This is a genomic window from Quisquiliibacterium transsilvanicum (assembly GCF_014202215.1).
Taxonomy (GTDB): Bacteria; Pseudomonadota; Gammaproteobacteria; order Burkholderiales; family Burkholderiaceae_E; genus Quisquiliibacterium; species Quisquiliibacterium transsilvanicum.
Genome location: NZ_JACHGB010000001.1, coordinates 1 through 19,083 on the forward strand (window position 1 = coordinate 1; position 19,083 = coordinate 19,083).

General features: G+C 69.0%; 15 protein-coding genes. 8 read left to right on the top strand and 7 right to left on the bottom strand.

What is annotated here, in order from left to right; all coding sequences use genetic code 11:
* Window positions 1-242: 242 nt before the first annotated feature.
* Window positions 243-1,277, top strand: a complete 1,035-nt coding sequence (locus tag HNQ70_RS00005; RefSeq protein ID WP_343060565.1) for a Mur ligase family protein — start codon at window positions 243-245, stop codon at window positions 1,275-1,277.
* On the opposite strand, the gene HNQ70_RS00010 is transcribed toward HNQ70_RS00005, so the two are convergent.
* The 7 genes from HNQ70_RS00010 to HNQ70_RS00040 form a co-directional block, all read right to left on the bottom strand.
* Window positions 1,266-2,315, bottom strand: a complete 1,050-nt coding sequence (locus HNQ70_RS00010) for a GNAT family N-acetyltransferase (protein WP_183963091.1) — start codon at window positions 2,313-2,315, stop codon at window positions 1,266-1,268. The two genes, HNQ70_RS00005 and HNQ70_RS00010, sit on opposite strands and share 12 nt — an antisense overlap.
* Window positions 2,316-2,439: 124 nt before the next feature.
* Complete coding sequence (locus HNQ70_RS00015) at window positions 2,440-3,597, bottom strand: sugar-transfer associated ATP-grasp domain-containing protein (RefSeq protein ID WP_183963092.1); 1,158 nt, start codon at window positions 3,595-3,597, stop codon at window positions 2,440-2,442.
* 55 nt (window positions 3,598-3,652) lie between these two features.
* Window positions 3,653-4,771: a sugar-transfer associated ATP-grasp domain-containing protein gene (locus HNQ70_RS00020; protein ID WP_183963093.1), complete on the bottom strand. Its 1,119-nt coding sequence runs from the start codon at window positions 4,769-4,771 to the stop codon at window positions 3,653-3,655.
* Between the two features lie 15 nt (window positions 4,772-4,786).
* Window positions 4,787-5,857 (bottom strand): GNAT family N-acetyltransferase, encoded by a 1,071-nt coding sequence (locus tag HNQ70_RS00025; RefSeq protein WP_183963094.1) that lies wholly within the window; start codon window positions 5,855-5,857, stop codon window positions 4,787-4,789.
* Window positions 5,854-7,173 carry a glycosyltransferase gene (locus HNQ70_RS00030; RefSeq protein WP_183963095.1) on the bottom strand — a complete coding sequence of 440 codons (1,320 nt, stop codon included), beginning with the start codon at window positions 7,171-7,173 and terminating at the stop codon, window positions 5,854-5,856. The genes HNQ70_RS00025 and HNQ70_RS00030 overlap by 4 nt, the downstream gene beginning before the upstream one ends.
* A 22-nt stretch (window positions 7,174-7,195) precedes the next feature.
* Window positions 7,196-8,296: a GNAT family N-acetyltransferase gene (locus tag HNQ70_RS00035; protein WP_183963096.1), complete on the bottom strand. Its 1,101-nt coding sequence runs from the start codon at window positions 8,294-8,296 to the stop codon at window positions 7,196-7,198.
* Window positions 8,281-9,507 carry a DegT/DnrJ/EryC1/StrS family aminotransferase gene (locus tag HNQ70_RS00040; RefSeq protein WP_183963098.1) on the bottom strand — a complete coding sequence of 409 codons (1,227 nt, stop codon included), beginning with the start codon at window positions 9,505-9,507 and terminating at the stop codon, window positions 8,281-8,283. The genes HNQ70_RS00035 and HNQ70_RS00040 overlap by 16 nt, the downstream gene beginning before the upstream one ends.
* Window positions 9,508-9,775: 268 nt before the next feature.
* On the opposite strand from HNQ70_RS00040, the gene HNQ70_RS00045 reads away from it, so the two are divergent.
* The 7 genes from HNQ70_RS00045 to HNQ70_RS00075 are packed head-to-tail and all read left to right on the top strand — an operon-like array spanning window position 9,776 to window position 18,999.
* On the top strand, window positions 9,776-10,891 hold the full coding sequence (locus tag HNQ70_RS00045; RefSeq protein WP_183963100.1) for a GNAT family N-acetyltransferase: 1,116 nt from the start codon (window positions 9,776-9,778) through the stop codon (window positions 10,889-10,891).
* Window positions 10,892-10,898: 7 nt separating this feature from the next.
* Window positions 10,899-12,485: an acyl-CoA ligase (AMP-forming), exosortase A system-associated gene (locus HNQ70_RS00050; protein WP_183963102.1), complete on the top strand. Its 1,587-nt coding sequence runs from the start codon at window positions 10,899-10,901 to the stop codon at window positions 12,483-12,485.
* Window positions 12,482-13,717, top strand: a complete 1,236-nt coding sequence (locus HNQ70_RS00055; RefSeq protein ID WP_183963103.1) for a pyridoxal-dependent decarboxylase, exosortase A system-associated — start codon at window positions 12,482-12,484, stop codon at window positions 13,715-13,717. Before HNQ70_RS00050 ends, HNQ70_RS00055 begins: the two co-directional genes overlap by 4 nt.
* The gene (locus HNQ70_RS00060; protein ID WP_183963104.1) at window positions 13,714-15,498 is read left to right on the top strand and encodes an asparagine synthetase B family protein; all 1,785 of its coding nucleotides are present in this window, start codon (window positions 13,714-13,716) and stop codon (window positions 15,496-15,498) included. The genes HNQ70_RS00055 and HNQ70_RS00060 overlap by 4 nt, the downstream gene beginning before the upstream one ends.
* Window positions 15,488-16,456, top strand: a complete 969-nt coding sequence (locus HNQ70_RS00065; protein ID WP_221302578.1) for a polysaccharide deacetylase family protein — start codon at window positions 15,488-15,490, stop codon at window positions 16,454-16,456. Before HNQ70_RS00060 ends, HNQ70_RS00065 begins: the two co-directional genes overlap by 11 nt.
* Entirely contained in the window at window positions 16,453-17,484 is a 1,032-nt protein-coding gene (locus HNQ70_RS00070; RefSeq protein ID WP_183963105.1) for a FemAB family XrtA/PEP-CTERM system-associated protein, read from the top strand. The genes HNQ70_RS00065 and HNQ70_RS00070 overlap by 4 nt, the downstream gene beginning before the upstream one ends.
* A 24-nt stretch (window positions 17,485-17,508) precedes the next feature.
* Window positions 17,509-18,999: a lipopolysaccharide biosynthesis protein gene (locus HNQ70_RS00075; RefSeq protein WP_183963106.1), complete on the top strand. Its 1,491-nt coding sequence runs from the start codon at window positions 17,509-17,511 to the stop codon at window positions 18,997-18,999.
* The last annotated feature ends 84 nt before the right edge of the window (window positions 19,000-19,083 follow it).

A 19,083-nucleotide genomic window follows, 5' to 3' on the forward strand; every position in this document is an offset into this window, starting at 1 on the left:
CGGCCAAGGCACCACGCGGTTCATCTCGTCGAGAAACTGCCGCTTGCGCGTGCGTTTCGTCGTCAGGTTCAGTCCAAGGTCAGCTTGCTTCATGGCTCACATCGTCGCTCGCAACACGGGTCCCGGACAAGCTGATCGCGGGTCGATTTTGCAGACCTTCCTTAGCCGGCAGGACCGTCCAGCAGTACTGGTTTTTCTGGGCACGTCTGCTGCTGCGGATCCGCAAGCCGCTGATCGTCGGGGTGACTGGTACTGCGGGAAAGACCACCACGGTGAGCATGATCGGCGCGGTGCTGGAGCGCCCAGACGCTGCCCGAGTGATCGGCCCGGCCGCACACACCGTGCGGAACATGAACGACGACATCGGGCTGCCGCTGACGGTGATGCGCTACGAGCGCTGGCTCAACCCGCCCGAGACATTGGCCGCAGTGCTGCTGCTGCCTTTCCGGACTCTGGCGCTGGCGCTGTCGCCGCGTTACCCGAAGGTGCTGGTGCTGGAGTTCGGTACGCATTCGGAGGGCCACCTGCACTGGCTGGTGAAGGTTGCGCGCCCGGATATCGGGGTGGTCACCACCATCGGCCCTGCGCACCTGGATACCCTGAAGACCATCGCGGGCGTGGTCCACGAGAAGGGCGCGGTGGTCCAGGCGGTGCCCGCCGCGGGCCTGGTGGTGCTGGGCGCTGACCACGAGCATGTCGCCGATCTCGAGGCGCTGGCGAAGTGTCGGGTGATCAAACTGCCGGGGCGTGGAGTGGAGCTTGCCCGTGAAATAGCCCGGGCCGTTGGCCTTCACCTGGGGGTTTCGACGCAGACGATCGAGGCCGCGCTTGCAAGCCATCGCCCCGAGAAGGGGCGTCTGAACCTGCTGCAGCTTGGGGATCTGACGGTGATCGACGATCACGTCAACGCGAACCCACTGTCGATGCGGCTGGCGCTCGACACCCTGAACGAGCTTGCTCGGCCAGGTCAGCGTCGGGTGGCGATGATGGGCGCCATGCTCGAGCTCGGCGAGGAAACCGTGCGCTATCACGAGCAGTTGGGGGCGTTCGCGCGTCAGCGGGCGGATGTCGTGATCGGCGTGGGTGAGCTTGCCCGGCAATTCCAGCCTGATCGCTGGTTCGCCAGCAGCCCGGAATGCGCCGACCACGTCGAGGAATTCCTGCTGCCCGGTGATTTCCTTCTGGTGAAGGGGTCGAGCTCCATTCAGATGAACCTGATCGTGGACCGGTTGCGGACCCGTTCGGATGCGGGCTCGCCGCCTGGTTCACCCGGCTGATGCTGATTCAGGCCGCTCGGTAAGCGTCTTCGCCTTTCGCAGTGCGCGCACGGCCGCGCCGGCCAAGGCATTCCGGTAGAAGTTCACGTGGTAGACGTCCCGCGCGCGGTCGGTCCAGCGCGTGTGCCATTCCATCAGCGGGCCATAGAACTCGACGCGGCGGATCTCGTCCTCGCGGAACAGGGCCTCGAACATCTCTTCGCGCAGCAGGGTGGCGGGCGAGAAGGGATGCACCGATTCGTCGTGGGTGGTCTTGAGAATGACGATCTCGTCACCGTGGCACACGCAGAGCTCGCAGGCCACCAGCGATTCGCCGAAGAAGTAGCGGTAGACCCTCGCCTTGCCCTGCAGCGCGAAGCGCTGGAGCATCCGGCGGTAGAACTCGAACTGCCGATGCTCCACGTTCACCGCGGTGCCCTCGGCGGCCTTCCAGCCGCGCGACTCGAGCGCCGCGTAGTCGGCCACCGCGCGGATCATGTCCTCGGGCCGGGTCAGCACCTCCATGCGGGTGGCGATCGATTCGCGCACCAGCCGGTTGCGCTGCTTCTTGACGTTGGCGCGCAGGTTCTTGCCGCGTGCGGCCCAATAGTTTTCGAAGCTGCCGTCGAGCTCCACCCAGGCGGTGCGGATGTAGTCGACGGTGTCGACGCGCGCGGCCTCGTCGGGCCGGGAGAGGAAGCGGGGGTCGAGCTGGCGCATGCTGAACTGCAGCGCGAGCGGGGTCTCGGCGATCAGCGTGTCGCAGGCTCGCTCCATCCGGGTGTCCTGCGCCTGGATCCATGCGCCCAGTGGCATCTGCGGGGCCACGAAGGCCTCTGGGCGCACGGGGTCGCTCAGGTCCAGCAGGGCCAGCGCCCTGGGATGTTCGGGCGCGCCATAGCAGGCGAAGCGCAGCCCGGGCCTGCCGAGGGTTTCCGCGCAGGTGAAGACGAATTCCGGAAGGAGCACGGCGCTGTCTCCCGCGTGCGCGGCGAGTTCACGCCAGGATTCGCGCTGGTAGCGGTCGTCTGCGTCGAAGGGTTCGATGTGCCAGTCCATGACGTGCCCGTGAACGAGTCCGGACTTCAGTCATGGAAAGTTGGTACTGCTTACACTGCGATCGGCAACGGTGAACTCGTGCGCGCGGCGGCCGCGTCTCTAGGCACTGTCCGGCCGGGTTCGTTCAGTACGGCCAGTGCGATCCCCGCCAGCCCAGCCGCCCGGTGCGGCTCCTGAAGGCTGGCCGCGCGGGCCCGTCCAGGAACCGCTCGAGGTCGCGCGCCTTCAGAAGCTCGCGGAAGGCGGTGTCCAGGAAGCCCTTGCGCATCGACTGCTGCGGCAGGTCGACGTCGCCGAACCAGTTCGCCTCCAGCATCACTGGGCCACGCTCGCAGAGCGCTACGTCCCAGCCTTGGCAGAGAAATCCGGGGAATGCCATTGCGCCGCGGCGGACGTAGTCCAGCGCCTCATGGAAGCCGGGCAGCCGGAACCCCAACAGGGGCTCCCCGGAGACGGGGTGCGCGCGCAACTCCCGCTGGTGCGGGCCGACGCCTGCGATCACGCGAATCACCTCGCCGGTGTGCAGGTCCACGTCCGCGAGCATGTTGCCGCTGGTGCCGTGTACGAAGTTGTCCGAGTCCAGGGTTCCCAGGTTCACCTTCCAGACCACCCGGTGGATGCTCACGCCCTCGCGGCCGATGAACGGGTGGACCCGGAGGCTGGAAACACGGTAGCCGCAGATGCGGGCGATCTCGGGATGAGCCGAGAGCGCCTCCTGCACAAGCCACCCCATGCCGGAGCGGTCTTCCAGCGAGCGGCAGAACTCCATGATCTCCACGCGCGTGCCGTCGCCCAGCGTGAGGAACCCGTCGGCATGGGCCACCACCCTCGTGTTGCCGCGGCCGTAGGCGCCGAAGGAGGGCTTAAGGTAGATCGGGAACACAGCATCATTTGCGATGAACGCGGCCAGCGCCTCCGGCGTGTCCAGCCTGCGGCCGGGACATGGACGGGCGGCCTGGCAGTACAACGCCGGCATCTCAGGGATTGGGAATCCGTAGCCCTGCATCAGCGTGTAGAAGGTGAGCTTGTCCAGAGCAAGGAACTTGGAATAGACGTCGACCAGGATGTCCTCGAGTACCGCCTGGCCGCGGTAGCCGCAGAACTCCAGCTTCTCGGCCATGTCGAGATCGTTCTCGTAGAGGCGGAAGTCGAAGTACTCGGAAATGCCCAGCCGGCCCGGGCCGCGGCGCAGTTCGTAAATCTCACGAATCAGGTCGAGGTAGGGGCGCCCGGTTGCGTCACGCGCGTCCTTGAGTAGCGACAGCAGTGCGAACTTGCTCATCGGCCGGCTCCGTTGAATCGATCGTGTCGCGGCAGGCGCAGATGCGAGGGCTGTCTCATGAGGCACGTCCGTGACGCTCCACGAACTTCCGTAGCCGCGCGTCGTAGAGGCCCTGCCCCGATGCGATCTGTGGCAGTTCGATCCCACCCGGCGAATTGCATTCGACGATCACGGGTCCATTCCGGGTGATCGCGACATCCCAGTGCTGGAAGCGGAACATGGGGATCAGGGCGGAGGCGAGAAGCACGAGATCGCAGGCTTCCCGGAACAGGGGCAGTTGCCAGCCGAGCAGTCGAGCGCCCGTGTCGGGGTGTGTCGAGTGAGTCGTCATGGCAGCGCCAACTCCCGCGATTACCCGCTCGATCTCACCGGATTCCAACGACACCCGCGCAGCGAGGTTTCCGGTGCGGCCATGCCGGCCGAAGTTGTCCGTCATGTTGGCTCCCGTGGGTATGCGCCAGACCACTCGGAACAGCTCCGGGCCATGATCGTCCAGCAGCACGATGAATCGCAGGGTGGCCACGGTTTCTCCGCACACGGCGGCGATGAGCTCATGCTGCTGCAACCGCTCCTGGAACAACCAGCCAAGCGCGGGCGTTGCGCCGGGCGAGGAGCGGGATAGGCTGTCGGCGAATGCCGAGACGGAGACCTGTTGGCCGCTGGCCAGGACGAGTTCGTCGCGGGTGCGGTCGATGCTGTCCACGGCTGCAGCGCCGCCGCCGGACACACCAAATACCGGCTTCGAGAAGAAGGGGTAACTGATCGCCTCCCTGAGGAAATGCTCGACGTCCTGCGTGTGACGTAGCACCGGAACGTTGCCTAGCCGACGGCCCGCCGGATGGAAGAGTCCGAGGACCCGTGGCACCGGGATGCCCTGCAGCACGCATATCGCATGGAAGACGCACTTGTCTTCGATGATGCCTCGCCACATCCGGCCGTTGAGCCGTTCGTCGAGCCAGCCTTCCATGCGCCAGCCGGCGAAGTCCACCTTGTGACCGCCGAAGGGAAGCGGCTCGTACAGCCTGTACTGGAAGTAGTCGGACAGGCCGAGCATGCCTCCCGAGTTTCGCAGCCTCAAGAGTTCGCGGGCGATGGACAGCCAGGAGCGCCCGCTGATGAGGCGCGCCTCCCTCATCGCTACGGCCAGGTCGGACAGCGCTTCCAGTCGGCTCATGCGTTCTCACTGCGCTCAGGAAGCCGCGCGACGCTTCACCCATCGAACAAGGCCCAACGGCGCCTTGATCGCCCGGTACCTGAGCACCGTGAGGTGATAGACGTGGCGCGTACCGGTGATGAAGGGTGCAATCGCTTCCTTCACCTGCCCGTAGATCTCGAAGTCCCGAGTGGGGGGCTCCCTGGTCTGGCTCCATTCCAGGATGAGGTAACGCTGGATGACGCCGGGCGCATAGGCACTCAGGGACTCGTCGTAGGTTGTCTTCAGGAAATAGGTGATTCCATCGCAGTCGATCGCGATCTGTTGTGCCGCGGGGCGGTCGCCGAACATCAGGACGAACATGCGCAGATCTCCGCGCTCGGCAGCGGCCCGCAGCATGTCGCGGTAGAAGAGGCCCTGTGCATCGTCGAAGCCCACCGCGGTTCCGGCTTCGCCCTTCCAGCCGCGTGACTCGGTGTCCGAATAGAGGTGAAGGAATTCGTCGATGCGTTCGGCCGACTCCCAGACCTGCAGCGAGGCCGGCCCGATCTCCGCCTCGGCCTTGCGCAGTCGGCGCTCCAGGTTCTTGCGCGCTCGCGTCGGGATGGCGGCGTAATAGTCGGCGAAGTCGTGGCCGACGAAGATGGCGCCCGTCTCGAACCGGGGACTGATCTCCACGTCTGGTGCGGCGGCCGGCATCGCCACGAAGCGCTCGTCCAGGTGCAGCAGCGTCAGTGCGAGTACGGTGCCTGGCAGCGCGCGCAGGAGCGAGCGCGCTGCGTCCGCCACGTCTTCGCCCGGGGCGAGCAGCACTGCGGCAAGAGGCGCCTGCGACGGTTGGAAGCCCTCGCATCGCAGTGCGGCTGGCCGGGTGAGCAGCATCATCGCCGCCGGCGTGTCAGGCTCGCGGCGACCGATGGCGACGAGTTCCTCCCCGGTGCCGAAGTGCCGGAGCGCCGGGAGCAGGAACCAGCTCTGTATGAGTGGTGATCGGCAGCCGCGTCGGTTCAGCTCGTCCCATGCGCGCGTCCAGCGGGCATGCTCGTGAGCCGGAACGAGGCTCCAGTCGAGCGCGGGGAGGCGCGGCCGATCGATCGCCGCAGTCATTGGCGCGTGCAGTCGTCCAGCACCGCGGCGAGCTCGGCCGCGCGGTTGCCGCGTTCGAAGCGCGCGGCGCGCTCCAGCGGGAGCACCGCGGCGGATCCGTCCTGCACTGATTCCAGGAAGGGGCCGAGGCCGGCCAGGATGCCTTCGGCGTCCTCGATGGGAAGCACGGTGCCCACGCTTTCCTGCTGGAGCAGCTTTGCGGTGTCGCCGTTGGCGTCGAGCAGGGCCAGGATGGGCCGCCGCGCGCGCAGATATTCGTAGGCCTTTGCGGGAATGGCCGGGTTGGATGTGTATCCCTGGAAGATCAGCAGCACGTCCGATGCAAGCATCTCGGCCAGCGCCTCCCGGTACGGAACCGGCGGGGCCAGCGTCACCGTATCTTCCAGCCCCAGCGAGGCGATTACGGGGGCGTAGGTGCTGTCGTACGCGGAGGCGCGGAACACGATCTGGAGCCGACAACGCCACTCGGGGCGTGCTGCCAGGAAGTCCGCCACTGCGCGCAGGAACTGCGAGGGGTCGCGGTCCGGACCGGGGTAGAGCACGCCGCTGTGCAGCATCCTGATGGGGCGCTTTGGCTCGTGCGGCGCATCGACGTTCAGCTCGATTCTGGCCGAGCGGAACGCATCCTCGTCGAAGCCGTTGGGAATCACCACGGCGCGTTCACGCGGGAACTCGGGATAGCGCTGGGCGAAGATCTCCAGTGCACCGTTGGTGCAGAACACCACACGTGCGGCACGGCGTGCGCACAGCCGCTCGATCCACAGGCGCGACCTGCGGATCTTCATGTCCCCCGGTGCCCAGGCCTGCCTGCGATCGTTGTACTCGACCATGGGGTCGCGGAAATCCGCCACCCAGGCGATGCCTGTGAGTCGCTGCAGCGCCCAGCCCACGATGTGGGCGGTGGCGATGGGATAGGTGGACCAGATGGCCTTCGGACGCAGGCGCCGGCTCATTCCCCATCCCTTGAGCACTGCGCCCGGCAGCCATCCGATCCAGCGGTCCGGCACTGCCGCCCAGCCGGGGTAGGAGCCCCGGATCGCGAGGTGCCTGGCGGTATCGACGGCGAATGCGCGCTCAACAATCACGTCGGAAGGAATGTCCTTCATTCGCTCGTCGGAGACCCCTGGATAGGCGCGCGGATGCGGCGCCAGCACCATCGGCTGCCAGCCGAAGCGGGCCAGGTGGCGGCAGAAGCCCAGCGTGCGCTCGAGGCCGCTGCTGCCCTTGAACGGGGGAAAGTGGAAGGCGATCAGCAACACCCTTGGCAGCGGGGCTGCGCCAGTCTGGTCCACGGGGGTGCGACCGTCGTTCTGCATGTCTTCCTTGCGTTCCGGGGATTCAGGCCCGGATCAGGCCGCGCCGCAGCCTGGCCTTTGCCTGGTGCCGCAGTCGCGCCACCGCGCCGCGAAGCCCCGAGTTGAACACGGAGTAGAGGGCGACCGAATAGGCGGTCTCGGTCCAGCGCATCTTGTGCGGCTCGCATGCACCCATGAAGTCGTAGGCGCGCACGCCTCGCTGCGCCAGGGCGTCGAAGTAGAGCCGGCGCAGCACGGTGGCTGGCGATTGACTGGAAAGGTCCTCGACGTAGCTGGTCTTGAGACCGATGGCGGTGTCGCCGAAGCGGATCGCAAGGCAGTAGGCGATCGGCCGCTCGTCGAGCAGCAGCAGCCCGGCGAGCAGTTGGCCGGCGGCCGCGGCGCGTGGAAGCAGCGTGGGGTAGAACCGCTGCTCGCGCTCCTTGGCAGTGATCGACGAGCCGGCCGTCTCCTTCCAGGAGGTCTTTTCGATCTCGATGATGGCGTTCCAGAGGGTGTCTGTTTCCGCCGCTCCATCGATGATCTGCAAATCGAGCGTGCCCATGTCCCTCAGCCGCCTCTCGCGCCGCTGCGTCTCCTTGCGGAAGTTCTGGCTCAGGGCCCGCAGGTACTGGTCCAGGTCAGCGGGGAGGATCAGGTAGGGAGAAGTTGTCTCCTCTGACCTCACGACGCGTCGTCCATGGTTGCCGGCAAGCTCGTCGAGCATCCGGTTCGATCGGCCGCCGAGCGTGGTCCGGAACAGGAGTCGATCCCAGCCCGATACCTGTCGTGCAAGATGGTCCAGCATCGCGTTCAGCGTGTCCGCGGACCCCGCTCGGACGAGCAGTCCGTTGCGCCCGCCGTTCAGTTCCGTGAGAACCGCCAGGGCGTCGGAGTCGGGTGCAGTGCCTCCGTACTTGACCCAATAAAGGGGCAAAATGCCGCAGACACCCCGCGCGTCGGATGCCACCACGATCATCCACTGACCGTCGTCGAGGAAGGCATCGATCAGCGCGCCGGCCCATTCGTGGGTGGAGGTGGCATCCATTCCCTCCGGGCACGCGGCGTCTTCGGCCAGGAGCGCATTCCAGGCGGGCCCCAGGCGGTCGAACTCAGCTCGCTGCGAGATCAGTTCGACGCGCAAGCCACTGCCTCCGCGCAATAGCCGTTGATGGTGTCGGCGTATCCGTCCATGTCCTCGGTCGTCAGCAGATGGTGAACGGACACCAGCAACAGCGTGTCCCTCAGGTGAACGGCATCGTCCACGACGTCGGCGGCGGCGGTCTCGAAGAGCACCCTATGCAGCGTGCTTCCGAAGGTCCACACCGGCACCTCGCGTTCGCGCAGCCGCAGGTCGTGCGACGAGCGGTCCGGCACCAGCACAGGGTAGGCCAGCGGCGAGATCCGCGGCGGCAGCACCGGCAGGGCGCTGCGGATCAGCGCGGGCGGGTCCAGCCGCGCGGCCAGCGTGCGGTAGTTGTCGCGCCGCGCACGAACGATGGCAGCGAGGTCCACGCGGGACATGATGTGCTCGGACATCCACGGCAGCCGCGAATGCGCCAGCCGCTCGCTGAAGAAATACTCCTTGGCCTGGCCTGCCGAGATCGAGTCTGCGACGCTGGCGGCGGAAGGCTGCGGTGCGGCTTCGCCGGCCGAGGGCCGGGTCAGCCACCGCTTGGCCCGTACCCGCCCCCGCTCGGCCAGCCCATAGGCCCGCGCCACCAGCGAGTCCTCCCCCAGGCCGGTGATCACCTCCTCGGCCAGGCGCTTGGCGCGCACCACGGAACTCTTCAGCGGCGCGCGCTCCAGCGGCGGCAGCTTCAACTGGGCCTGCGGCGAGAGCCACAGCCCGCCGCCCACGCCCGAGGGCACCAGCTTCCAGAACGAGTAGATGGCGGCGTCGGCGCGGCGGCCCGCCAGTTCCAGCGGGTCGATGGACACCGCGGCGTGGGCGCAGTCCTCCACCGCGAGGATGCCGCGGGCGCGCAGCTCGGGAAGCAGCGGCTCGAAGCCCGACGGAAAGCCCAGGAAGTTGATGAAGAGTGCCGCCACCACGTCGCCATCGAGCCGGCGGCGGACGTCGTCCAGGTCCACCTGCAGGCCTCGGTCGATCCGGTAGAACACCGGCCGCATGCCGGCGCGCAGCACCGGTTCCACCACGGAGGGGCAGTGGAAGGCGGGCAGCAGCATGCGGTCGCGCCCGTCGGCGCGCAGCGCGCGGGCCAGGTGGTAGATGGCAGCGCGGGCGTTGTAGAACCGGCGCACGCCGGCACCGTCCACCAGCGCGCTGAGGCTGGGCGTGGACGGGCGCTTGGTGAGGTCGGTGATGCGCAGTTCCGGATGTGGGGGCAGCATGGGCGTTGAAGCCGGGCGACGCAGTGGCGGACGTCCGGCCCGTGCGTCGGCCGAATCGCCTCCGAATATAGCCCAGCGCCGTGTCGGTTCGATGTGCCGAATGTCAGCTTGACCGTTCATGCGCCCAATTGGCGCACAGGGCGGAGCGGTGACTTTGTCGAGCGACCGGGCGGTGCAGGCGCGCTAGAGTTCGCGTGTCGGCCGTTCGGCGTCGCCTCTTGCGGCGCTGGTGCAGGCCGGCGAATGGTTCCCAGGGGAGGGGGTGCGGGTGTCCGAAGCAGTGCAGCCTGCGGCCGTCGAGGCCGCAGCGCCAGGGAACTGGAGCTTGATTGGGGTGGAGGATCTGCTGGCCGGCCATGCGGCCCGCTGGGATGCGCTCAACCGGCGCCTCTACGCCGGGCATCCGCTGTCGGACAGCCGCTTCGTGTTCGCGCTGCTGCGCCACTTCCCGGGCAGGTGCGTGCGCGTGGCGGTGTTGGGGGCCCGTGAGGAGCCCCGGGCCATCCTGCTGCTGGAGCGGGTGCGTCCGGGACTATGGAGCACGTTTCAGCGCAGCCAGGCGCAGGCATCGCCGGTGCTGCTGGCCGCCGAAGACCTGCCGGCGTTGCCGGCGTTGTTCCGCGCGCTGCCCGGCTCGGCGCAGGCCATCGACTTCATGTGCCAGGACCCGCACTTCTCGCCGCTGCTCTCGCGGCCGGTTGGGCGGCCACGCCGCTTCACCCGCTACACGCTCACCGCCGTCATCGACCTGCGCGGCCACTTCGACGCCTACTGGCGGGCGCGCCCACGGGGCCTGCGCCAGACCATCGCACGTTCGCTGCGCCGGGCCGAAGCCGAGGGCGCGCCGCTGCACCTGCGCACCGTGGAAGACCCGGCGACGATGGAAGAGGCGGTGCGCCAGTTCGGTCTGATGGAGAGCCGGGGCTGGAAGCACGGCGAGGGCACCGCGGTGAGCCCTGACAACGTCCAGGGCCGCTTCTACGCCGAGGTATTCCGCGCCTTTGCCGAAACCGGCCAAGCGATCTCCTATGAGATCTACGCCGGGGAGGAGGCCATCGCGCGCCAGCTTGCGCTGGCCAGCGGCCACATGTGCATCACCCTGAAGACCACTTATGACGAGCGTCACCGCGAACTTGCTCCCGGTCGGGTGCTGGATTACGAGATGCTACGGCTGGAGTTCGATCGCCGCCGCTTCGACCGGATCGAGCTCTACACCGACGCGGACCAGGCGCAGCTGCGCTGGACCACCAGCGACCGCTGGATCGAGCACGTGACCTGTTTCCGCTCGGTGGCGGCCGGCAGCACCTACACTATGGCCCGCGCGCTGCTGACCGGCCTGCGCCGGCTGTCCGGCGGGCCCGCCGCGCAACCCGGAAACTCCTGAAGCCGCCATGTCGGAACTGCTGTTCGAACTGCCCTTTCGCACCGCCCAGCGTAGCCCTGCACGCCAGGCGCTGGTTTCCGGCAAGGCCGCCCTCGATTACGCCGGCTTCTGCACGCAGGTGGACGCCTTCGCCCGCGCCGTCACCGCCCTGGGCCTGGAGCGCCAGGACCGCGTGGCCGTGTGGCTGGACAAGCGCCCCGAGACGGTGATCGCGCTGTTCGGCGCGGCCCGCGCCGGCTGCGTGTTCGTGCCGGTGAACCCCATCCTGAAGCCGGAGCAGGCGGCCTACATCCTGCAGGACTGCAACGTGCGGCTGCTGGTGACCAGCGCGGACCGCCTCGCCAGTCTCGGGCCGCACCTGGCGCATTGCCCGGACCTGCGCCACGTGGCGGTGCCCGGCGGCCACGAGGCCGGCGCCGCCGGCGAGGCGGCGGTGCACGGTTTCGAGGAGCTGATGGCCGGCGCAGGCGCGGCGCCGCTGCACCGGGTGATCGACGCCGACATGGCCGCCATCCTCTACACCTCGGGCAGCACCGGCCGGCCCAAGGGCGTGGTGCTGTCGCACCGCAACATGGTGGCCGGCGCGCACAGCGTGGCCTCCTACCTGGGCAACCACCCGGACGACCGGCTGCTGGCGGTGCTGCCGCTGTCCTTCGACTATGGCCTGTCGCAGCTCACCACGGCGTTTTCGGTGGGCGCCTGCGCGGTGCTGCACAACTACCTGCTTCCGCAGGACGTGGTGCGCGCGCTGGCGCGCGAGCGCATCACCGGGCTGGCCGCGGTGCCGCCGCTGTGGATCCAGCTTGCCGCGCTGAAATGGCCGGAGGGCATCGACGAGCACCTGCGCTACTTCACCAATTCCGGCGGGGCCATGCCCACTGCAACGCTGGCCGCGCTGCGCGAGAAGGCGCCGCGGGCGAAGCCCTTCCTGATGTACGGGCTCACCGAGGCCTTCCGCTCCACCTACCTGCCGCCCGAGGAGGTGGACCGCCGCCCAACCTCGATGGGCAAGGCCATCCCCAACGCCGAGATCCTGGTGGTGCGCGAGGACGGCAGCGAGTGCGAGCCCAACGAGCCGGGCGAGCTGGTGCACCGCGGCGCGCTGGTGTCGCTGGGCTACTGGAACGACCCCGAGAAGACCGCCGAACGCTTCCGCCCGGTGCCCGGCCAGCGCCGCGAGCTGGTGATGCCGGAGATCGGGGTATGGTCGGGAGACACGGTCAAGCGTGACGCAGAGGGCTTCCTCTACTTCGTGTCACGCAGGGACGAGATGATCAAGACCTCGGGCTACCGGGTGAGCCCCACCGAGATCGAGGAGGTGATCTACCGCACCGGGCTGGTGGCCGAGGCCGCCGCCTTCGGGGTGGAGCATCCGCAGCTCGGCCAGGCGGTGGTGGTGGTGGCGCAGCCGGTGGCGGGCGGCGCCGCGGATACCGAGCGCCTGCTGGCCGCCTGCCGCGAGGCCCTGCCCAACTACATGATGCCCGCCCGAATCGACTGGATGGAGAGCTCGTTGCCCCGCAATGCCAACGGCAAGATCGACCGCAAGACGCTGTCCACCGAGCGCCGCGGCCTGTTCGGGGCGGCCCGATGACCGGCATCGCCTTCCCGCAGCACGCGCCGGCGCGCGCCTTCGAGGTGGTCGACGGCGAGCTCGCCATCGGCGGCATCGGTCTCACGCGGCTGGCCGCGCGTGTCGGGCGCACGCCCTTCTATGCCTACAGCCGCGCCGCCATCGCCACGCGCGTGGCGGAGCTGCGCACGGCGCTGCCTGCGGCAGTGCAATTGCACTACGCGATCAAGGCCAACCCCATGCCGGCGGTGGTGCAGCTTTTGGCGGGGCTCACCGACGGGCTGGACGTGGCCTCGGCGCGCGAGATGAAGGTGGCGCTGGACACCGGCACGGCCCCGGAGCACGTGAGCTTCGCAGGCCCCGGAAAGACCGAGGGCGAGATCGCCCAGGCGGTGGCCGCCGGCATCACGCTGAACCTGGAGTCGGAGCTGCAGCTCGAGCAGGCGCTGGCCGCGGGCGAGCGCCTGGGCGTGGCGCCGCAGCTGGCGCTGCGCGTGAACCCCGCCTTCGAGCTCAAGGCCTCGGGGATGAAGATGGGCGGCGGCCCCAAGCAGTTCGGCGTGGACGAGGAACTGGCGCCGGCGCTTGCCGCGCGCATCGAGGCCGCGGGGCTCAAGCTGCGCGGCTTCCACATCTTCAGCGGCTCGCAGAACCTGAGCGCCGAGGCCGTCGTTGACGCGCAGCGCAAGACGGTGGAGCTGGGGCTGCGCCTGGCCGCGGGCCTTGCGCGCGGCATCGACTGGCTGAACATCGGCGGCGGCTTCGGCGTGCCCTATTTCCCCAGGGAGCAGCCGCTGGATCTGGCGCCGATCGGCGAGCAGCTGGAGGGGCTCTGCGCGCAGGCGCAGGCCGCGCAGGGCGTGCCGCTGGTGCTTGAGCTGGGCCGCTACCTGGTGGCCGAGGCCGGCATCTACGTGTGCCGGGTGCTGGACCGCAAGGTCTCGCAGGGCCATCCCTTCCTGGTGGCCGACGGCGGGCTGCATCATCACCTTGCCGCCTCGGGCAACTTCGGGCAGGTGATCCGCAAGAACTATCCGGTGGCGGTGGGCAACCGCATCGACGCCGCCGACCGCGAGGTGCAGACCGTGGTGGGCCCGCTGTGCACGCCGCTGGACCTGCTGGCCGACCGCATGGAGATGGCCCGGGCCCGGCCCGGCGACCTGATCGTGGTGTTCCAGTCCGGCGCGTACGGGCCCACGGCGAGTCCCGCCGCGTTCCTGTCGCATCCTGAAGTGGTGGAGGTGCTGGTATGACCGGGACGGCGCTGCCGTTCTTCGAGGGCGCGTTCGACATCGGGCGCGGCGGGGCCGCGACGCTGGAGGCGGGCGGCAGCCAGGCGCTGCGCCACGACGCACAGGACGTGCAGGTGCTGGCCTTCGGGCGCATCCACCTGAAGGACGCGGGGCTGGCCGCGCTGGAGCGCGAGCAGGGCCTCGGCGTGGCGCTGGCCGAAGGCTGGCGGCGCCACGGCGCCGAGCTGCCCGCGCAGGTGTCCGGCGAATACCTGCTGGCAGCCTGGTGCCCGGCCGAGCGCCGCGGCCTGGTGGCGGTGGACCGCTTCAGCACCTACTCGCTGTTCTTCGCCGAGCGCGACGGGCGGCTGGCATTCTCCACCCGCCCGGGGCAGGTGTGCGCGCTGCTGCAGATGCCGGCGGAGCTCGATTCCCGCTCCGTCCATGCCTTCGTCCACTTCCACATGATCCCGGCGCCGATGTCCATCTACCGCGGTGTGCGGCGGCTGGACGTGGCCGAAGGGGTGTTCGTGGCCGACGGCAAGGCGGTGGCGCGCCGGCACTGGACGCCGGTGTTCGTGGAGGACCGGCCCTTCGACTTCGAGCGCGAGAAGGCCGCCTTCATGGCGGCGCTGCGGGAAGGCGTGGCGCAGGCCATCGAGGGCGTGCCGCGCGAGAAGCTGGGCTGCTTCCTGTCCGGAGGCACCGACAGCTCCACCATCGCCGGGCTGGTCACCGAGGCCTACGGCGCGCCCGCGCGCACCTTCTCCATCGGCTTCGACGTCTCCGGCTACGACGAGAGCCACTATGCGCGCATTGCCGCCAAACGCTTCGGCACCCAGCACACCGAGTACGTGCTCACCCCGGAGGACGCGGAGAAGGGGCTGGACGTGCTGGCGCGCACCTACGAGCAGCCCTTCGGCAACTCTTCGGCCGTGCCCTCGTACTTCTGCGCGCGCATCGCCCACGACGCCGGGGTGGAGCGCATGCTGGGCGGCGACGGCGGCGACGAGCTCTACGGCGGCAACGAGCGCTACGCCATGCAGTGGCTGTTCTCGCTCTACGGCCACCTGCCGGGCGCGCTGCGCACCGGCGTGATGGAGCCGCTGCTGCTGGGGCCGCTGAGGAACACGGAGTTCTGGCCGGTGCGCAAGGCGCGCGGCTACGTGGAGCAGGCGCGGGTGCCGCTGCCCGACCGCCTGGGCAGCAAGTACAACCTGCTCACCCGCTTCGGCGCGCAGAACGTGTTCACCGAGCAGCTGCTGGCCGGCGCCGGCGGCTACGACCCGGTGTCCACCGAGCGCGAGGTCTGGCGCGCTTGCGACGCGGGCAGCCAGGTGAACCGGCTGCTGGCCTACGACTTCAAGTTCACGCTGGGCGACAACGACCTGGTGAAGGTGACGCGGATGTGCCACGCGGCCGGGGTGGAGGTGTCTTTCCCGATGCTGTGCGACGCGCTCACCGACCACTCGCTGCTGCTGCGCCCGGACCAGAAGCTGCACCGGACGAAGCTGCGCTGGTTCTTCAAGAACGCGCTGCGCGGCTTCCTGCCCGACGAGATCATCGAGAAGACCAAGCACGGCTTCGGCATGCCCTTCGGCGACTGGCTGCTGCTGCAGCCGCGGCTTGCCGCACGCGCCGGCGGTGCGCTGGAGGCGCTGGCCGACCGCGGCATGATCCGCCGCAGCTTCCTGGACGAGCTCAACGCCGCGGTGCGCAGCGGCCACGCCGGCTTCTACGGCACCATGGTCTGGGTGCTGATGATGCTGGAGCTGTGGCTGGAGGCCTCGCATGATCGCTGAGCCGCTGCTGCGGATGGCCACCGCCATGGCCTCGCCGGGCGGCGGGGGCGGGCGGCTGTCCACCTTCATCTTCCACCGGGTGCTGGCCGAGCCGGACCCGCTGCTGGCCGAGGAGCCGGATGCACGGCGCTTCGACGAGCTGCTGCGCTGGATCGGCGGCCAGTTCAGGGTGCTGCCGCCGCTGGAGGCCTGCGAGCGCCTGCGCAGCGGCTCGCTGCCGCCGCGGGCCGCGGCGATCACCTTCGACGACGGCTACCGCGACAACCACGACGTGGCGCTGCCGCTGCTGCGCCGCCACGGCATGCGGGCCTGCTTCTTCGTTGCCACAGGCTTTTTGAACGGCGGCGCCATGTTCAACGACCGGGTGATCGAGGCGGTGCGCGGCGCCGGCGAGCGCCTGGCGGACCTGGGCTGGCTGGGGCTGGGCGAGTTGCGGCTGGGCAGCGTGGAGGACGGGCGCGCAGCCATCGACCGGCTGCTGCCGGCGGTCAAGCGCCTGCCGCTGGCCGAGCGCGAGCGCGCGGTGGCGCGGCTGGAAGATCAGCTCGGCGCAGGCGCGAACACTGGACTGATGATGAGCGACGCGCAGGTGAAGGCGCTGCACGCAGCCGGCATGGCCATCGGCGGCCACACCCGCACCCACCCCATCCTGAAGGTGCTGGACGACGGCGCGGCCCGCGAGGAGATCGCCCGCGGCGCCGACGACCTGCGCGCAATCACCGGCGAGGCGCCGGTGCTGTTCGCCTACCCCAACGGCCGGCCCGGCGAGGATTTCGACGAGCGCCATGCACCGATGGTGAAGGCGGCGGGCTTCCGCTTTGCCTTCACCACCCGCGCCGGCGTGGCGGTGCCGCAGACCGACCCCTACCAGTTGCCCAGATTCACGCCCTGGGACCGCAGCGCCCTGCGCTTCCAGGCGCGCATGCTGCGCAACCTGTTCGAGCGGGTGCGGGCGTGACGGCGCCGAGCATCGTCGCGGCCGGTGCCGCGGACCGCGCGGACTGGGATGCCTACGTGGATGTGCACCCGCAGGCCACGGTGTTCCACCGGTATGCCTGGCGCGAGGTGCTGCAGGAAGGCCTGGGCTACGAGCCCGAGTACCTGATGGCGAAGGAAGGCGGGCGCGTGCGCGGGGTGCTGCCGCTGATGTGCGTGCGCAGCCGCTTGTACGGCACCACGCTGGTGAGCCTGCCCTTCTGCGCCTACGGCGGCCCGCTGGCGGACGATCCCATGGCGCTGCAGGCGCTGGACGAGCACGCGCAGGCGCTGGCGCGCGAGCGCGGCGCCAAGTACGTTGAGTACCGCTTCCTGGGCGAGAGCCCGCTTGCCGCGCCCACGCAGGACCTGTACCAGACCTTCACCAAGGCGGTGCCGGAGAACATCGGCGAGCTGGCCGCGGTGCCGCAGAAGCGGCGCAGCCTGCTGCGCAAGGCGCAGGCGCTGGGCCTGGGGGTGAGCGTGGATCAGGACGTGGCCAGCTTCTTCGAGCTGTATGCGGACAACGCGCATGCGCACGGAACGCCCGCGCTGCCCAAGCGCTTCTTCAAGGTGCTGTGCCAGAAGCTGGGCGACACCGCCGACATCCTCATCGTGCGCGACGCGCAGGGCAGGCCGCTGAGCGGAATGCTCAACTACCACTTCCGGGACCGGCTGCTGGCCTACTTCGCCGGCGAGAACGACGGCGCGCGCAGCACCTACGCAAACGACTTCAAGTGCTGGCAGCTGCAGGTGCACGCAAGGCGCAGCGGCCGCACGGTGCTGGACTACGGCCGCAGCAAGGCCGGCACCGGCTCGATGGACTTCAAGAAGCTCTGGGGCTTCGAGGCCACGCCGCTGAGCTATGCGTTCAGGCTGGTGGGTGTGCCGGAGATTCCTCAGAACAACCCGATGAACCCGAAGTACCAGCTCGCCATCCGCACCTGGAGGAAGCTGCCGCGGGCGGTAGTGGATTTCGTGGGGCCGAGGGTGATCCATGGGCTGGGGTGAACGCCCGCGAGGGATGCGCCCGCGATGAAGTTCCGCAAGTGGGGGTCGGGCGAGGTCTCGATCGCCCAGGGCACCCTGCTTGTGGTGGGTATGCGCTGGACGGACCGCGCCATCGGCCTGCTCAGCACCATCATCCTGGCGCGGCTGCTGGTGCCCGAGGACTTCGGCGTGGTGGCGATGGCCACGATGGCGATCGGCCTTGCCGCGGTGTTCCTGGACCTGGGCGTGAACATCGCGCTGATCCAGAATCCCAACGCCACCCAGGCGCACTACAACGCCGCATTCACGCTGCGGGTGATGCAGACCACGTGCCTTGCGCTGCTCATGTGGTTCGGCGCGCCGCTGGCGGCCGACTACTTCAACGACGCGCGGGTCACGCCGGTGCTGCGCTGGCTGGCGCTGGGCATCGTGATCGGGGGCTTCGAGAACGTGGGGGTGATCACCTTCCAGAAGGAGATGCGCTTCGGGCAGGAGTTCAAGTTCGCCTTCCTGCGGCGCTTCATGGCCTTCATCACGGTGGTGACGGCGGCCTGGTTCCTGCGCAGCTACTGGGCCCTGGTGATCGGCACCCTGGCGGGCAAGGTGCTGGGCGTTGGCCTGAGCTACCTGGCGCACCCGATGCGACCCAGGTTCAGCACGCAGAAGATCGGCGAGATCTTCTCTGTTTCGCAGTGGGTGCTGGTGCGCGGCATTGGCGCCTACCTGGACAACAACCTGCACCGGATACTGGTGGGACGACGGGCGTCTGCGGCCACGCTTGGCGCGTACACGCTGGCGGACGAGATCTCGGCGATGCCGTCGTCCGAATTGCTGGCGCCGCTGAATAGGGTGCTGTTTCCTGGGTTCGTGCGCGCGAAGGATCAGCCAGGGGAGTTGAAGCGGTTGTTTCTGCTGGCGCAGGGATTGCAGACGCTGGTTGGCATCCCTGCTGCGGTGGGGCTTGCGCTGGTAGCGCCGGAGGCGGTGGCGGTGCTCCTGGGCGAGCGCTGGATGGCGGCTGTGCCGTTCGTGCAGCTTTTGGCGCTGGCCGGCGCATTGCAGGCCATCACCACCAGCCCGGGCTATGTGCTGATCACGCTGGGGGCGGTGCGATGGTCTGCCGCGGTGGTGTGGTTCCGCGTGGCCCTGTTCCTGCCGCTGGCCTTCCTCCTGTTCCCGGCTTCCGGCGCCGAGGACTTGGCGATGCTGCGCGTACTTTGCATGGCAGCGGGCCTGGGGCTTTCCATCCTGCTGCTGCTGCGGACGTTTCCCGAGGTCCGGCTGAGGGAGGTCCTGGCTACGGTGAGCAGGCCCATCCTGGCGGCTGGGGCGATGGCGGCAGCGCTGACATGGGGGCTGGGCGGCGTCGCGCTGCCGCCGTTGGTGGCCCTGGCGTTGAAGGTCGCGGTCGGTGCGCTCGCCTATGCAGCCGCGCTGGCTCTTCTCTGGTTCCTGGTTGGCAGGCCGCCGGGGGCGGAGCGCTATCTTGTGGAAAAGGTCGAGTCCATCCTTGGACGCAAGGGTCTTGCAAAGTAGGTTGGGGCGGCAGGCGCCCGCCGTGCGCGAGCTACAGTGCGGCGGGATGCGCGAGGAGGCGGAATGAAGGATCGTGTTGGTGTG

Excerpts from the sequence above, each read along its gene's own strand:
- HNQ70_RS00010 (WP_183963091.1), bottom strand. The coding sequence starts at position 2,315 with ATGGACTGGCACATCGAACCCTTCGACGCAGACGACCGCTACCAGCGC.
- HNQ70_RS00015 (WP_183963092.1), bottom strand. The coding sequence starts at position 3,597 with ATGAGCAAGTTCGCACTGCTGTCGCTACTCAAGGACGCGCGTGACGCA.
- HNQ70_RS00020 (WP_183963093.1), bottom strand. The coding sequence starts at position 4,771 with ATGAGCCGACTGGAAGCGCTGTCCGACCTGGCCGTAGCGATGAGGGAG.
- HNQ70_RS00025 (WP_183963094.1), bottom strand. The coding sequence starts at position 5,857 with ATGACTGCGGCGATCGATCGGCCGCGCCTCCCCGCGCTCGACTGGAGC.
- HNQ70_RS00030 (WP_183963095.1), bottom strand. The coding sequence starts at position 7,173 with ATGCAGAACGACGGTCGCACCCCCGTGGACCAGACTGGCGCAGCCCCG.
- HNQ70_RS00040 (WP_183963098.1), bottom strand. The coding sequence starts at position 9,507 with ATGCTGCCCCCACATCCGGAACTGCGCATCACCGACCTCACCAAGCGC.
- HNQ70_RS00050 (WP_183963102.1), top strand. The coding sequence starts at position 10,899 with ATGTCGGAACTGCTGTTCGAACTGCCCTTTCGCACCGCCCAGCGTAGC.
- HNQ70_RS00055 (WP_183963103.1), top strand. The coding sequence starts at position 12,482 with ATGACCGGCATCGCCTTCCCGCAGCACGCGCCGGCGCGCGCCTTCGAG.
- HNQ70_RS00060 (WP_183963104.1), top strand. The coding sequence starts at position 13,714 with ATGACCGGGACGGCGCTGCCGTTCTTCGAGGGCGCGTTCGACATCGGG.
- HNQ70_RS00065 (WP_221302578.1), top strand. The coding sequence starts at position 15,488 with ATGATCGCTGAGCCGCTGCTGCGGATGGCCACCGCCATGGCCTCGCCG.
- HNQ70_RS00075 (WP_183963106.1), top strand. The coding sequence starts at position 17,509 with ATGAAGTTCCGCAAGTGGGGGTCGGGCGAGGTCTCGATCGCCCAGGGC.